Source organism: Kocuria sp. NPDC057446, assembly GCF_042802875.1.
GTDB lineage: Bacteria > Actinomycetota > Actinomycetes > Actinomycetales > Micrococcaceae > Kocuria.
On sequence record NZ_JBHVDI010000097.1, the window covers coordinates 1 to 13621 of the forward strand.

The 13621-nt window shown below is 77.0% G+C and carries 10 protein-coding genes; 8 read left to right on the forward strand and 2 right to left on the reverse strand.

The annotated features are described in order from the left end of the window. Positions 1 to 48 precede the first annotated feature (48 nt). Positions 49 to 1998 (reverse strand): acetate--CoA ligase, encoded by a 1950-nt coding sequence (acs, locus tag ACFU0Y_RS12115; protein WP_380214770.1) that lies wholly within the window; start codon positions 1996 to 1998, stop codon positions 49 to 51. Positions 1999 to 2173: 175 nt separating this feature from the next. Between acs and nth the strand changes: the two genes are divergently transcribed. The 3 genes from nth (at position 2174) to ACFU0Y_RS12130 (ending at position 7641) form a co-directional block, all read left to right on the forward strand. Beyond that, positions 2174 to 3049 carry an endonuclease III gene (gene nth, locus ACFU0Y_RS12120; protein WP_380214771.1) on the forward strand — a complete coding sequence of 292 codons (876 nt, stop codon included), beginning with the start codon at positions 2174 to 2176 and terminating at the stop codon, positions 3047 to 3049. 29 nt (positions 3050 to 3078) lie between these two features. Further along, the gene (locus ACFU0Y_RS12125) at positions 3079 to 3825 is read left to right on the forward strand and encodes an NUDIX hydrolase (RefSeq protein ID WP_380214772.1); all 747 of its coding nucleotides are present in this window, start codon (positions 3079 to 3081) and stop codon (positions 3823 to 3825) included. Positions 3826 to 3933: 108 nt separating this feature from the next. Beyond that, complete coding sequence (locus ACFU0Y_RS12130; protein ID WP_380214773.1) at positions 3934 to 7641, forward strand: helix-turn-helix domain-containing protein; 3708 nt, start codon at positions 3934 to 3936, stop codon at positions 7639 to 7641. A gap of 43 nt (positions 7642 to 7684) precedes the next feature. On the opposite strand, the gene ACFU0Y_RS12135 is transcribed toward ACFU0Y_RS12130, so the two are convergent. Next, on the reverse strand, positions 7685 to 9433 hold the full coding sequence (locus ACFU0Y_RS12135; RefSeq protein WP_380214774.1) for a bifunctional 3'-5' exonuclease/DNA polymerase: 1749 nt from the start codon (positions 9431 to 9433) through the stop codon (positions 7685 to 7687). A 143-nt stretch (positions 9434 to 9576) separates the two neighbouring features. On the opposite strand from ACFU0Y_RS12135, the gene ssd reads away from it, so the two are divergent. The 5 genes from ssd (at position 9577) to ACFU0Y_RS12160 (ending at position 13596) form a co-directional block, all read left to right on the forward strand. Then, positions 9577 to 10656 (forward strand): septum site-determining protein Ssd, encoded by a 1080-nt coding sequence (ssd, locus tag ACFU0Y_RS12140; protein WP_380214775.1) that lies wholly within the window; start codon positions 9577 to 9579, stop codon positions 10654 to 10656. Beyond that, positions 10653 to 11891 (forward strand): TadA family conjugal transfer-associated ATPase, encoded by a 1239-nt coding sequence (locus ACFU0Y_RS12145; RefSeq protein ID WP_380214777.1) that lies wholly within the window; start codon positions 10653 to 10655, stop codon positions 11889 to 11891. Before ssd ends, ACFU0Y_RS12145 begins: the two co-directional genes overlap by 4 nt. Next, positions 11888 to 12652: a type II secretion system F family protein gene (locus ACFU0Y_RS12150; protein ID WP_380214778.1), complete on the forward strand. Its 765-nt coding sequence runs from the start codon at positions 11888 to 11890 to the stop codon at positions 12650 to 12652. The genes ACFU0Y_RS12145 and ACFU0Y_RS12150 overlap by 4 nt, the downstream gene beginning before the upstream one ends. Beyond that, positions 12649 to 13212: a type II secretion system F family protein gene (locus ACFU0Y_RS12155; RefSeq protein ID WP_380214779.1), complete on the forward strand. Its 564-nt coding sequence runs from the start codon at positions 12649 to 12651 to the stop codon at positions 13210 to 13212. The genes ACFU0Y_RS12150 and ACFU0Y_RS12155 overlap by 4 nt, the downstream gene beginning before the upstream one ends. A 99-nt stretch (positions 13213 to 13311) precedes the next feature. Then, complete coding sequence (locus ACFU0Y_RS12160) at positions 13312 to 13596, forward strand: DUF4244 domain-containing protein (RefSeq protein ID WP_380214780.1); 285 nt, start codon at positions 13312 to 13314, stop codon at positions 13594 to 13596. Positions 13597 to 13621: the final 25 nt, after the last annotated feature.

Consider the following 13621-nt stretch of genomic DNA (forward strand, 5'->3'; position numbering starts at 1 on the left):
CCCTCGCACGGCAGGAGCGAGGGGGCGCTGCGGAGCGTGGGACGCGGACTACTTCGCCAGGGAGTCCACGATCTGCTGCATCACGGTCTGGTCCGCGAGGGTCGAGACGTCGCCGACCTCCCGGTCCTCCGCGACGTCCTTGAGGAGGCGGCGCATGATCTTCCCGGAGCGGGTCTTGGGCAGCTCGGGGACGATGAGCACCTTCTTGGGCTTGGCGATCGGGGAGATCTCCTTGCCCACGTGCGCCCGCATCTCCTCGGCCAGCTCGGCCTTGTCCCGGCCCTCGGCGTCGGCCTGGTCGGAGAGGATGACGAACGCGATCACGGCCTGCCCGGTGGTCTCGTCCGTGGCGCCCACCACCGCGGCCTCGGCCACGGACGGGTGGGAGACGAGGGCGGACTCGATCTCCGGGGTGGAGAGGCGGTGGCCGGAGACGTTCATGACGTCGTCCACGCGGCCGAGGATCCACACGTCGCCGTCGGCGTCGCGCTTGGCGCCGTCGCCGGCGAAGTACATCTCGCCGAACCGGGACCAGTACGTGTCCACGTAGCGGTCGTCGTCGCCCCAGATGGTGCGCAGCATCGAGGGCCACGGCTCGCGCAGCACGAGGAAGCCCGAGGTCTCGTTCTCCACGGACTGCCCGTTGTCGTCCACGACGTCGACCTTGATGCCGGGCATCGGGACCTGGGCGGAGCCCGGCTTGGCGACCGTCACGCCCGGCAGCTGGGAGATCATGATGGCGCCGGTCTCGGTCTGCCACCACGTGTCGACGATCGGGCAGCGGCCGCCGCCGATGACCCGGTGGAACCAGGTCCACGCCTCGGGGTTGATGGCCTCGCCCACGGTGCCGAGCACCCGCAGGGACGAGAGGTCGTACTCCGCCGGGATCTCCTCGCCCCACTTCATCATGGTGCGGATCGCGGTGGGGGAGGTGTACATGATCGACACCTTGTACTTCTGCACGATCTCCCAGAACCGACCGCGGTGCGGGGAGTCCGGGGTGCCCTCGTAGATCACCTGGGTGGAGCCGTTGACCAGGGGCGCGTAGGCGACGTAGGAGTGGCCGGTGACCCACCCGACGTCGGCGGTGCACCAGTAGACGTCCGTCTCCGGCTTGAGGTCGAAGACGTTCTTGTGGGTGAACGCGCCCTGGGTCAGGTAGCCGCCCGTGGTGTGCATGATGCCCTTGGGCTTTCCGGTGGTCCCGGAGGTGTAGAGGATGAACAGCGGGTCCTCGGCGCCCTGCTCGGACGGGGTGTGCTCCGCGGAGGCGGCCCCGACCGCCTCGTGCCACCACACGTCCCGGCCCTCGGTCATCTCGATGTCGGCCTCGTTGCGGCGGACCACGAGCACGTGCTCCACGGTGGAGCCGCCGCGGGACAGGGCGTCGTCGACGGCCGGCTTGAGCATGGAGGGCTTGCCGCGGCGGAAGGTCCCGTCCGCGGTGACCACGAGCTTCGCCTCGCCGTCCTCGACGCGGGAGCGCAGCGCGTCCGCGGAGAACCCGCCGAAGACCACGGAGTGGATCGCGCCGATGCGGGCGCAGGCCAGCATCGCGATGACCGCCTCGGCGATCATCGGCAGGTAGAGGGCCACGCGGTCGCCCTTGGTCACGCCGAGGCTCTCCATGGCGTTGGCGGCCCTCGAGACCTCGTCCTTGAGCTGGGCGTAGGTGTAGCTGCGGCTGTCGCCGGGCTCGCCCTCGAAGTGGATGGCCACCCGGTCCCCGTTGCCGGCCTCCACGTGGCGGTCCACGGCGTTGTAGCACGCGTTGAGGGTGCCGTCCTGGAACCACTTGGCGAACGGGGGGTTCGACCAGTCGAGGACCTCGGTGAACTCCTTGTTCCAGGTCAGCAGCTCCCGCGCCTGGCGGCCCCAGAAGTCGACGCCCTCCTCCTCGGCCTGCCGGTAGAGCTCGGCGGTGGCATTGGCCTGGGCCGCGAACTCGGGGTCCGGGGCGAAGGTCCTGTTCTCGGCGGACGTGGTCTCTGAAGCCATGTGGTCTTCCCTTCTCGTGGCACACCGCGCACGGACCCCCGATGGCACCGGACGTCCGTGTCACAGCTCACATAGTGTCGTTTTCACCCTAGACGATCGGTGCACCCGGTTCCACAGGGGCCACGCCGCACCGGGTCACGGAGGGCCTCGGGGACCGCCCGCCTAGAATCGGGGCATGGTCCCCACCGCCGTGCCCCGCCCGCCTGCCCACCTGCGTGCCGTGGACCCCGCGAAGGCGCGCGCCGGTGCCGCGCGGCGCCGCCGGACGGGTGCCGCGGAGTCCCCGCTGGCGCTCAAGCGGCGGGCCCGCCGGATCAACGCGGTGCTCGCGGAGGCGTACCCGTACGCGGTCGCCGAGCTGGACTTCCGCTCCCCGTACGAGCTGCTCGTGGCCACGGTGCTCTCGGCCCAGACGACCGACGTGCGCGTGAACGCGACCACGCCGCGGCTGTTCGCCGCCTGTCCCACGCCGCGGGCGCTCGCCGAGGCGGACGAGGCCGTGGTCCAGGAGATCATCCGCCCGCTCGGCTTCTACCGGGCCAAGACCCGGGCCGTCCGGACCCTGGCGCAGAAGATCGTGGACGACCACGACGGCGAGGTGCCCGCGCGGCTGGAGGACCTCGTCACCCTGCCCGGGGTGGGCCGCAAGACCGCCAACGTGGTGCTCGGCAACGCCTTCGGGATCCCCGGGATCACCGTGGACACCCACTTCGGCCGGCTCGCCCGCCGCTTCGGCTGGACGGAGGAGGAGGACCCGGTCAAGGTCGAGCGGGACGTCGCCGCCCTGTTCGAGCCGCGCGACTGGACCGACCTGTCCCAGCGGCTGGTCTACCACGGGCGGCGCATCTGCCACTCCCGGCGGCCCGCGTGCGGGGTGTGCCCCGTCGCGGACCTGTGCCCGTCCTACGGCGAGGGCCCCACGGACACGGCCCAGGCGGCGGCCCTGCTCAAGTACGAGTTCGCCCCGGGCCGCGAGGAGCTGCTGGAGCAGTTCCTGGCGGGCCGCACCCGGGCCCAGCTGCAGGCCGACGGCTGGCCCCTGAGCCCGTGAGCGGCACCGACCGGAGAGGAGGACGTCCCGTGGGCGACGCCTACCAGGACCTGCTGCGCGTGGCCCGCCACGGCCGGCTGCTGCAGATGGAGGACCGCGAGCCGTGGCGGATCGGGCAGATCGACGAGAACTACCGCCGCTCGGCCGTGCTGATCCTCTTCGGGGTGCTCGACGACCTCCCCTCGCGCGCCGCCGAGCACGCCGAGGGCGTGGGCCGGGACCTCGACGTGCTGCTGGTCCAGCGGGCCGCGACGCTGCGCTCCCACCCCGGCCAGGTCGCCTTCCCCGGCGGGCGCCTGGACCCCGAGGACGGTGACCTGCACGAGGTGCTGACCGTGCCCGGCGGCGAGGTCAGCGCGGCCCACGTGCGCGCCGCCGTGCGCGAGGCGGAGGAGGAGACCGGGCTGGACCCGCGCGGCGTGGAGGTCCTCGGCGCCCTCGCCCCCGTGCCGCTGCCGGTCTCCAACCACCTCGTCACCCCGGTGCTGGGCTGGTGGCGGGACGTCTCGCCGGTGGACGTGGTGGACCACGCCGAGTCCTCCCTCGTGTTCCGCGTGCCCGTGCTGGACCTCATCGACCCGGCCAACCGGCACTGCGCGACCGTCACGCGCGGCCGGCAGACCTACCGCTCGCCCGCCTTCACCGTCCCCGTGGCCGGCACCGCGTCCACCGTGACCGTCTGGGGGTTCACCGGCGTGCTCCTGGACCGGTTGCTGAGCGCGCTGGGCTGGGCCGTGCCCTGGGACGCCGGCAGGCTCCTGCCCGCACCCCTGTAGCACGGACGCCCCCGGCCCGCTCCTCCGGGCGCAACATTGCCGGTGCGCCGGCAAGCCGCCTTACGATGCCAGGGTCCCCCGCGTCCACGACCCCCAGGAGGCACCCCGGTGGCCTCGTCCCGACCCGGCCCCGAGCGGCCCCGGCTCGCCGAGCAGCTCAGCGCCGCGCGCCGCCGCCGGGGGCTCTCGGTCCGGGCGCTCGCGGCGTCGTGCCGGCTGCCCGCCAGCACCATCCAGGGCTGGCTCAGCGGGGCGCACCTGCCCGGCCCGGCCCTGCGCGAGGAGTTCACGGCACTGCTGGAGGCCCTCGGGCTGACCGAGGAGCGCCCCGCGGAGCTGTGGTGGGAGGACGTCAACCGGTCCCGGACCCCCGGGCGGCCGGACTCCACCCCGTACGTCGGGCTGCGCTCGTACCGCCCCGAGGACGAGACCCACTTCTTCGGCCGGACCGACGAGGTCGCCGTGCTCGGCGAGCGGGTGGTCCGGCTGGCGGCCGCCGGCGGGCTCCGCATCCTGGCCGTGGTGGGGGCCTCGGGGGCCGGCAAGTCCTCGCTGCTGGGTGCGGGGCTCCTCGGCCGGCTCCGGTCCGAGGGCGGGCCACTGCACGGGTGGCGGGCCGTGGCCACGACCCCGGGCCTCGACCCGGTGGGCCGGCTCGAGGAGGCGGTCGCGGCGGCCCCGGACCTGCTCGTCGTCGACCAGCTGGAGGAGCTGTGGACGGGCGCCGGGGACGACGAGGCGCCCGGACGGTACCTCGACCGGCTCGCCGCGGCGAGCCGTGACCGGGTGGTGGTGGTCGGCCTCCGGGCGGACTTCTTCGGCACCGCGAGCCGGCACGCCGAGCTGCGCACGGCCCTGGAGCGCCCCGTGCTGCTCGGCGCGCTGACCCGCGAGCAGCTCGAGGAGATCGTCGTGGGCCCCGCCGAGGCCGTCGGCGCCCGCGTCTCCCCGGACCTGGTCGAGGTGATCCTGCGGGACGTCGCCCCCCGCGGCACGGAGGTCGGGGTGGGCCTGCTGCCGATGCTCTCCCAGGCGATGCTCGGCACCTGGGAGCACGCCCGCACCCGGGAGCTCACGGTGGCCGACTACCACGCGGCGGGCGGCATCACCGAGGCGGTGGAGCGCCGCGCCGAGGAGGTGCACGCCCGCCTGGGCCCGCGCGAGCAGGAGGTGGCCCGCGCGGTGTTCCTGCGGCTCGTGCGCGTGGTCGGCACCGGGACCTCCGCCACGGTCGTGCGCACCCCGGTGCTCCGGGAGGAGCTGCCGGAGGGCGGCGCGGCCGTGGTGGAGGAGTTCGCCCGCGCCCGGCTGCTGACCATCGACCGGGACGAGATCCAGCTCAGCCACGAGTCCCTCCTGGACCACTGGTCCCGGCTCAGCCGCTGGATCGAGGACAGCCGCCGCGACCTCTACGTCCGCCAGCAGCTGCAGCGCGCCACCCAGATGTGGCTCGCCAACGACCGCGACCCCCTCGCGCTGATCCCCCTGGGCCAGCTCGCCTCCTTCCGGGACTGGACCGGGGACCCGCGCCAGCAGGCGCTGCTGAGCCCGGCCGAGCGCGAGTACCTGCAGGAGAGCGAGCGCCACTACGAGGACGCCCTGGCGCGGCAGCAGCGCAGCGCCCGCGAGATCGAGCGGCGCGGCCACGCGGCCCTCGTCCTGCTCGCCCTGGCCGTCTGCGCGGCCGTGGTGGCCGGTGCCCTGGGCATCCGGGCGGAGCGCTTCCAGGCCGTCGCGGAGACCGCCCGCGACGAGGCGCTCTCCCGCCAGACCGCGCTCGAGGCCTCGCGGATCCGCGGCGAGTCGCCCAACCTCGCCTCGCAGCTGAGCCTCGCCGCCTACCGGATGGCCCCCACCCGCGAGGGCACCTCCGCCCTGATCGACGCCACCGCGGTGAACGCCCCGGAGCGGTGGCTCGGCCCCGACGGCGCGTCCCGGCTCGCGGCGCTGGACGACGGGTCCGTCGTCGCGCGCGCGGCCGGGGACGGGAGGCTGTCCGTGTGGCGGGACAGCGACCGCCTGCACGAGAACCGGGAGGACCTGGCCGTGGTCGACGGCACCCCCGGGCTGAGCGACGTGGACCTGCGCGCCGTGGACGGGAGGGTCCTCGCGGCCGTGGGCGGACGCGGGCACGTGAGCCTGTGGGACGTCACCGAGCGCCCGGCCCGCCGGCTGGGCGGTCTCGACGTGGGCGCCCGGACACCGGTCAACGCGGTGGTCCTCTCGCCCGACGGCCGGCAGCTGCTGGCCGGGGCCCGGGGCGAGGTGCTGCGCTGGCGCATCGAGGACCCCCGCGCCCCGGAGCGGCTGCCGTCCCTGCCCCTGGGCGAGGACGCCGACGTCCTGGCGCTCGCGGCGGCCCCCGACGGCACGGTCTACGCGGGCGGGACGTCCGGGGAGATCACCCGGTACGCCACGGACGGCGCCCGCACGGAGCGCCTCGACCCGGTCCCGACCGGGCGGGTCGTCCGGTCCCTGGACCTCGACGACGACGGCGCGCGCCTCGCCGCGGGCCTGAGCGCCCGCGAGCTGCGCCTCTACGACGTCGAGGAGGAGCAGGTCGTCCGCTCCGGGACGATCACGGACTTCGGCAGCTGGATCAGCGACGTGTCGTTCACCCCGGACGGGGAGCACGTCGTGGCCGCCAGCTTCGACCAGAGCGCCTACGTGCACCGGCTCTCCGACCTGACCCGCGTGGACTCCTTCCCCACCGCCGCCCGGGTCACCAGCGCCCTGCGCGTCGGCGACCGGGTGCTCACCACCTCCCAGGACGGCACCACCCGGGCGTGGGAGCGACCGGGGCCCGTCATCGAGCGGCGGGGCGAGCCCGTGTACCAGCTCTCCACGGACCGGCGGCACACCGTGCTGAGCGCCGTCGGCATCGGCTCCGACGTCGTCTCCCTCTTCGACGTCACGGGGGACGATCCCCGGCCGCTGCCGCCCCCGGAGGCCCCGGCCGGGGAGACCCTCTGGTACGCGGGGGCCGTGGCCCCCGACGCCTCGCTGGTGGCCGGGGGCACCGAGGACGGCGACGTCCTCGTGTGGCCCCTGGACGGGGGCCGGCCGGAGGCCCCCGAGCGGGCGGAGGCCATCGACGCGGGCATCACCGGCGCCGACGTCACGTCCGACGCCGGCACCATCGCGACGTGGTCGGAGGTCGGCTCCGAGATCGCCCTCCTGCGCCGCGACGCCGACGGGCCCGTCCGGCGGGTGGCGACGATCCCGCTCCAGGGCACGGAGGCCGCGCGCTTCGACGCCGACGGCACGCTGCTGGCCGCCGCGGACGACACCGGCGGCGTGGGGCTGTGGGACGTCTCCGACCCCGCGGCGCCCCGGCGCACCGCGCGGCTCGCCCTCGACTCCGTGGCCACCTCCATCGCGTTCTCCCCGGTGCGGGACCTCCTGGCCGTGGGCACCGAGGGGGGCCGGGTGCGCCTGTGGGACGTCGCCGACCCCGCCGCCCCCCGGCCCGTGGCGGAGACCTCGGACGCCCTGTCCTCCGTCAAGGGCCTGCACTTCTCCGCGGACGGCACCCTGCTGGCGGGCGCCTCCGGCGACAAGTTCGTGTGGATGTGGTCCGTGGGCGCCGCGGACCTGGCCGTGCACGCGGCGCTGTCCGCCTCCGGGGACCGGATGAACGACGTGCGCTTCGTCGGGGACCGGCTGGTCGCCACGGGCGACGACGGCGTGGTGCGCAGCTGGCTGGTCGACGCCGAGGACGCGGTCGAGGCGATCTGCGCCGGCCGGGGCGACCCCATCACCGAGGACGAGTGGCGCCGGCACGTGGCGGGCGCCCCCTACCGGGACCTGTGCTGAGCCCGGCGCCGGGACCCGCGCCGGCGTCCGCCCCGGCAGCGGCTCACTTCGCGTCCGCGTAGGACTCCACCACGGCCACGCTGACGGGGAACTCCACCGGGATCCGCCCGAACACCAGCCGGGCCGCCCGCTCGGCGCACTCGCGCACCAGCTCGGCCGCCCGCCCGGCGTCCTCCCGGGCGCAGTGCAGCACGACCTCGTCGTGCAGGAAGAACACGAGCTCCGCGTCGACGCCCTCCCGCGCCAGGGCGGAGCGGATGGCGCCCATCCAGCACACGGCCCACTCGGCGGCCGTGCCCTGGACCACGAAGTTGCGGGTGAACCGGCCCTGACCGCGGGCCATCGCCCCGGCGCGCCGCTCGGCCTCCTCCGTGGCGTTGTCCCGCTGCGCCGCGTCCCACGCCGGGCCCGGCAGGGGGGACCAGCGGCCCAGGTGCGTGTGCACCTGCCCGCCGGTCTCGCCCACCCGGGCGGCCCGCTCCACGTAGTCCACGGCGCGGGGGAACATCCGGGCCAGGTGCGGCATCAGCCGGCCCGACTGGCCGGTGGTCGCCCCGTACATCGCGCCCAGCATCGCCACCTTCGCCTGCGGGCGCTCGGTCAGCTCGGAGCCCCGCTCCTCGCCGAGGTCCGCGATGGACTGGTACAGGTCCCGGCCCCGGGACGCGGCGGCCAGGGCGTCGTCGTGGGCCAGCGCCGCCAGGACGCGGGGCTCGAGCTGGGCCGCGTCCGCCACCACGAGCACGCGCCCCGGGTCCGCCCGCACGGCGTCCCGCACCACGTGCGGGATCTGCAGGGCGCCCCCGCCTCGGGCCGACCAGCGACCGGTGACCACCCCGCCCACCACGTACTCCGGGCGGAAGCGGCCGTCCCGCACCCAGGTGGCCAGCCAGTGCCAGCCGTTGGCGCTGAGCAGCCGCGCCTGCTTCTTGTGCTCGAGCACGGGCTCGATCAGCGCCTGGCGCCGGGCGGCCAGACCCGGCACGGCCCGGGCCCACTCGACGAGCTCCCACTGCCGGGTGCTCGTCACGTCGATCCCCGCCGCCCGCATCGCCTTCAGCAGCTCCTGCGGGGAGTCCGGGTTCAGCCCCGGCGCGTGCAGCGTCTCCCGCAGCCGGGCGACGGTCGCCTCCATCCGCGGGGGCCGCTCCCCGGGCGCCGGCTCGGGGCCCAGCGCGTCCTCCAGCAGGGCGCGGTGGACGTCCTCCCGCCACGGCACCCCGGCGTGCTGCATCTCCGCGGCGATCAGCGCGCCCTGGGACTCCGCGGCCAGCAGCAGGGTCAGCCGGCGGGGGTCCACGGCGCCCGCCACCGCCGCGAGCTGCGCCCGCAGCTCCGCGGCCAGCACCGCCACGTCCGGGCCGGAGGCGCGGGGGAGCTCGAACAGGCTGGACTGGTCCTGCGCGGGGGACGGCGGCGGGAGCAGGCCCGGCGCCTCGTCCGCGGGCAGCGGCGGGAGCACCGGCTCGTAGGGCAGCGGGCCCTCGGCGCCGGACCCGTGCGCGGTGGCGGCCGTGGCCAGGATCGCCTGGCACAGCCGCAGGTCGTGGCAGCGCTCCACCCGGGCACCGGCGGCGAGCAGCTGCGGATAGACGGCGCCCGTGCGCTCCCACGTCCAGCGCGGCGGCGTGGCCCCGGCCCGCCGCGCGGCCTCCTCGCGCTCGGCGACGAACGCGGCCAGCCCCCCGGGGGGCACGTCCACGCCGGGCCCGTCCGGGTCCCCGGCGCCCGTCAGCTCCTGGACCCGGTGCCCGCCCCGGCCGTCCTGCGCTGGTCCCACCACGATGTGCATCCGGCCATTGTCCTGCACGGGTCCGTCACGCTACGCCGGCGCCCGGACTGCACACGCCCCCGGGGCCGCGGCGACCCCCTGCTCCGTCCACACCGGCGCCGCCGCCGGGACGGACCCGCCCGGGCCGGGCCGACAGTGGGGCCATGAGCACCGCCGCCCGCCGCCCCGCCCCGCCGCTCCCGGCCGCCGCGGCCCGCGCGCGCACCGTGCGCCTCGTCAGCGACGACGCCGGGCTGCACAGCACGGTGGAGCGCGTGTGCGCCGCCGCCGGCGCCGTCCTGCTGGCCGACCCGCCCGGCGGGCCGGCGACGGGCACGATCGCGGACATGGACCTCGTGGACGTGCGCCACGCCGTGCGGGGCCGGGTCCGGCCGGGCACGGTGCTCGTGGGCCGGCCCGAGGACCCCGGGATCTGGGACCGGGCGGCCGACCTCGGCGGCTGCGCCGTGGCGGTGCTGCCCGACGCCGCGGGGTGGCTCGCCGACCTGCTCACCGCCCGGCCCGGCGGCACCACCGGCCCCGGCGGCGCGGGACGGGTGCTGGGCGTGCTCGGCGCCGTGGGCGGGGCCGGCACGTCCACGCTGGCGTGCTGGCTCGCCGACCGCGCCGCGCACGCGGAGCGTCCTGCCGTCCTGGTGGACGCGGACCGCGCCGGCTGCGGCATCGACGTCCTGCTGGGCCTCGAGGAGCAGGACGGCCTGCGCTGGCCGGACCTGCTCCGGATCGGCGGCACGGTGCACGCCGAGCAGCTGTGGCCGGCGCTCGCCCGGACGGGCCGCCTGCGCTGGCTCTCCTGGGACCGGTCGCTGCCGGACGGCGCCACCGCCCCGTACGCCGCCGTGCTCGAGGCGCTGCGCCGGGCCGCGGCCCTCGTCGTCGTCGACCTGGGCCGGGCGGGGCCGGGCACGGCGGACACCGCCGCCCTGTGCGACGAGGTCCTCGTGCTCACGCCCCGGACGGTGCGCGGCGTGCTCGCCGCCCGGTGGGCCGCGGGCCTCCTGACGGGGACCACCGCCCGTCTGGTGCCGGCCGGGCTCAACGTGGCGGACGTCGACGACGCGCTCGCCGCCGCCACGACCGGGCTGGCCGTCGCCGGCTCCCTGCGCTTCTCCGGCGCGGTGCCGGACGCCGCGGAGACGGGCCGTCTGCTCGAGGCCGGCCGGTCCCGCCGGCTCGCCCGGGACGTGGCGGGCCTGCTCGGTGCGGTGGGAGCGGCCCCGTGAGCGCCGTGCTCCCCGGCGGGCCGGTCGCTCCGGCGGCTCCACCGGCGGCCCTGCCCACGACCCTGCCGACCGCCCTGCTGGAGGACGTGCGGGACCGGCTGCTGTCCGTCCCGGGGCCGGTCACGGACACCGACATCGCCGAGGCCGTGCACGCCAGCGGCCGGGTGCTCGGGGCCGCCGGCACCCTGCGCGCCGTGCAGGCCGTGCGCGCCGAGCTGACCGGCCTCGGCCCCCTGGAGCCGCTGCTGCCGCACCGGGGGCTCACCGACGTCTACGTCAACGGGCCCGAGCAGGTCTGGCTCGAGACCGAGTCCGGGGTGCGCCGCGTCCCGTCGCCCTTCGGTTCCGACGCCGAGGTGCGCGCCCTGGCCGTGCGCCTGGTCACCGCGGCGGGGCGCCGTCTCGACGCCGCCCACCCGTGCGCGGACGTCCAGACGGCCGCCGGCTACCGGGTGCACGCCGTCCTCCCGCCGGTCTCCACGGGAGGCACCCTGCTCTCCGTCCGCTTCCGCGGCACGCGGTCGCTGTCCCTGCAGGACCTCGTGGCCGCGAGGACCGTCCACCCCGGCACCGCCGAGCTGCTCGTGGGCGCCGTGCGCTCCGGCGCGAACTTCCTGGTCAGCGGGGCCACCGGCGCCGGGAAGACGACCGTGCTCAACGCCCTGCTCTCCTGCTCCCCGGAGCACGAGCGGATCGTGCTCATCGAGGACGCCGCCGAGCTGCGCCCCGAGCACCCCCACGTGGTCGGTCTCCAGGCCCGGCACGCCAACGCCGAAGGGGCGGGCGGCATCGGCCTGGCGGAGCTGGTCCGCCAGGCTCTGCGGATGCGCCCCGACCGGCTCGTGGTGGGGGAGTGCCGCGGCGCCGAGGTGCGCGAGCTCCTCACGGCCCTGAACACGGGCCACGCCGGGGCGGGCACCGTGCACGCCAACTCCGCCGCGGCGGTCCCGGCCCGGCTCTCGGCCCTGGGCGCGCTGGCCGGCATGAGCCGGGACGCGGTGGCCCTGCAGGCCGCGAGCGCCCTGGACCTGGTCGTGCACGTGGCCCGCTCGGGCGGGCGCCGCGAGGTGCGGGCCGTGTCCCTGCTCGAGGACCGTGCCGGGGCCCTCGTCACGGTGACCGCCGCGGTCCAGGACCACGACGGCGTGCACCGCGGCCCCGGGTGGGACGGGCTGTGCGCGCTGCTGGGACGGTCGTCCGGGTCCGGCGAGGACCTCGCCGGGGGCCGGCCGTGAGCGCGGCCCCGGTCGTCGGCACCGTCCTCGGCCTGTGCCTCGCCGGGAGCGCCGCGGTGCTGCTCGCGGGCCCGGCCCACCGCGTCCGCTCGGCCGGACGGGAGGAGTCCGCCGCAGGTCCCGCGGTCCCGTGGTGGGCCCGTTTCGTCCGCGACGCCGAGGCGGAGGCCACCGAGTGGATCGTCCTGCTGCGCCGGCTCGCCGCCCTGCTGCAGGCGGGCCGGTCCCCGGCGGCGGCCTTCGAGGGGGCGGGCCCCGACGGCCACCGGGCCGGGCGGACCGCCACCGGCCGGCACCTCGCGATGCTGTGCACCTCCGTGGCGGCCTCCGCCCGGCTGGGGCTCGACGTCTCGACCGCCCTGGCGGGGGTCCCGGCCCCGCAGCTCGGCCACCGTCCGCTGGAGCGGCGGGCCGCGGCCACCACGGCTGAGCTCTCCCTGTGCTGGGAGGTCTCCGAGCGCACCGGTGCGCCCCTGGCCGTCCTGCTCGGCGGTCTCGCCGACGCCCTCGAGGCGGAGCTCGACGCCGAGGCGGCGCGCGGCACCGCCCTGGCCGGTCCGCGCTCCACCGTCCGGATCCTGACCTGGCTGCCGGTGCTGGGGATCGGTCTGGGTGTGCTCATGGGCGTCGACCCGCTGCGCACGCTGCTCACCACGCCGTGGGGGCTGGCCGCGCTCGTGGCCGGTGCCGTGCTCACGGTGCTCGGCCGGGTCTGGACGCGCACGCTCATCCACCGCGCCGAGGCGGTGGGAGCGCGATGACCGCCCTCGTCGCGCCCGCCGCGGCGCTGCTCCTGCTGGCCGCCGCGACGCTGGCCGTGCTGCCGTCCCGGGCCCGGCTGACCGGGACACCCCGACCGGCCGCGGCCCGCCGTGCGGTGGAACCGCACGTCTCCGCGGGCGTCCTCGTGGAGCTCACCGCGGCCATGCTGGACGCGGGTCTGCCCCTCGCGGAGGCCGTGGCCGTGCTGGGCGGGTGCCGGCAGGACCCCGCCGGCACCGCCCTGGAGGGGGTGGGCTCCCGGCTGCGGCTCGGGCTGCCGTGGCACACGGCGTGGGCCTCGGCGGGCGAGCTGCCCGCGCACCTGGCGGACTACCACGAGGCGCTCGCGTTCACCGCGACGTCCGGGGCGCCCTCGGCCCGGACGCTGCGCGCGCAGGCCGCCCAGGTGCGGCGGGCCGCCTACCGGCGGGCCGAGCGCGCCGCGGAGTCGCTGGCCGTCCAGCTCGTGCTGCCCCTGGGACTGTGCTCCCTCCCGGCCTTCGTCTGCTGGGGCGTGCTGCCGGTCGTGATGGGACTCGTGCCCGAGGTGTTCGGATGACCCGCCGCGCCCGGAGCCGCGCGCCCCCGGGGTTCATCGCGCCCGTCCTCGTCCCACCTGTCACCCCGCTCCAGCCCACCCCGCACCGAGAGGACCGTCATGTCCCAGCACCAGATCACCGCGCCCCGTCCCGCCCGGAGGCGCCGCAGCCTCCCGGGCACCGCCGGCGGCAACCCCGTCGCGCCGGCTCCCCGCCGGAGCACCGGGGCGGCGCCCCGCCCGCCCGTCCGGACCGGGGACCCGGACCTCGGCGCGACCACCGTGGAGTACGCCATGGTGGTGCTCGCCGCCGCGGCCTTCGGCGGCGTCATGGCCGCGGTGCTCTCCTCCGGCCAGGTGCGCGAGCTCCTGACCGCGATCATCGAGAAGGCGCTCGGCGTCTGAGCGTCCGCCCCGCGCGGGCCCGCGG

Bases quoted from the DNA above. Each gene is read 5' to 3' on its own strand.
- acs (WP_380214770.1), bottom strand. From the start codon at position 1,998: ATGGCTTCAGAGACCACGTCCGCCGAGAACAGGACCTTCGCCCCGGAC.
- nth (WP_380214771.1), top strand. From the start codon at position 2,174: ATGGTCCCCACCGCCGTGCCCCGCCCGCCTGCCCACCTGCGTGCCGTG.
- ACFU0Y_RS12135 (WP_380214774.1), bottom strand. From the start codon at position 9,433: ATGCACATCGTGGTGGGACCAGCGCAGGACGGCCGGGGCGGGCACCGG.
- ssd (WP_380214775.1), top strand. From the start codon at position 9,577: ATGAGCACCGCCGCCCGCCGCCCCGCCCCGCCGCTCCCGGCCGCCGCG.
- ACFU0Y_RS12155 (WP_380214779.1), top strand. From the start codon at position 12,649: ATGACCGCCCTCGTCGCGCCCGCCGCGGCGCTGCTCCTGCTGGCCGCC.
- ACFU0Y_RS12160 (WP_380214780.1), top strand. From the start codon at position 13,312: ATGTCCCAGCACCAGATCACCGCGCCCCGTCCCGCCCGGAGGCGCCGC.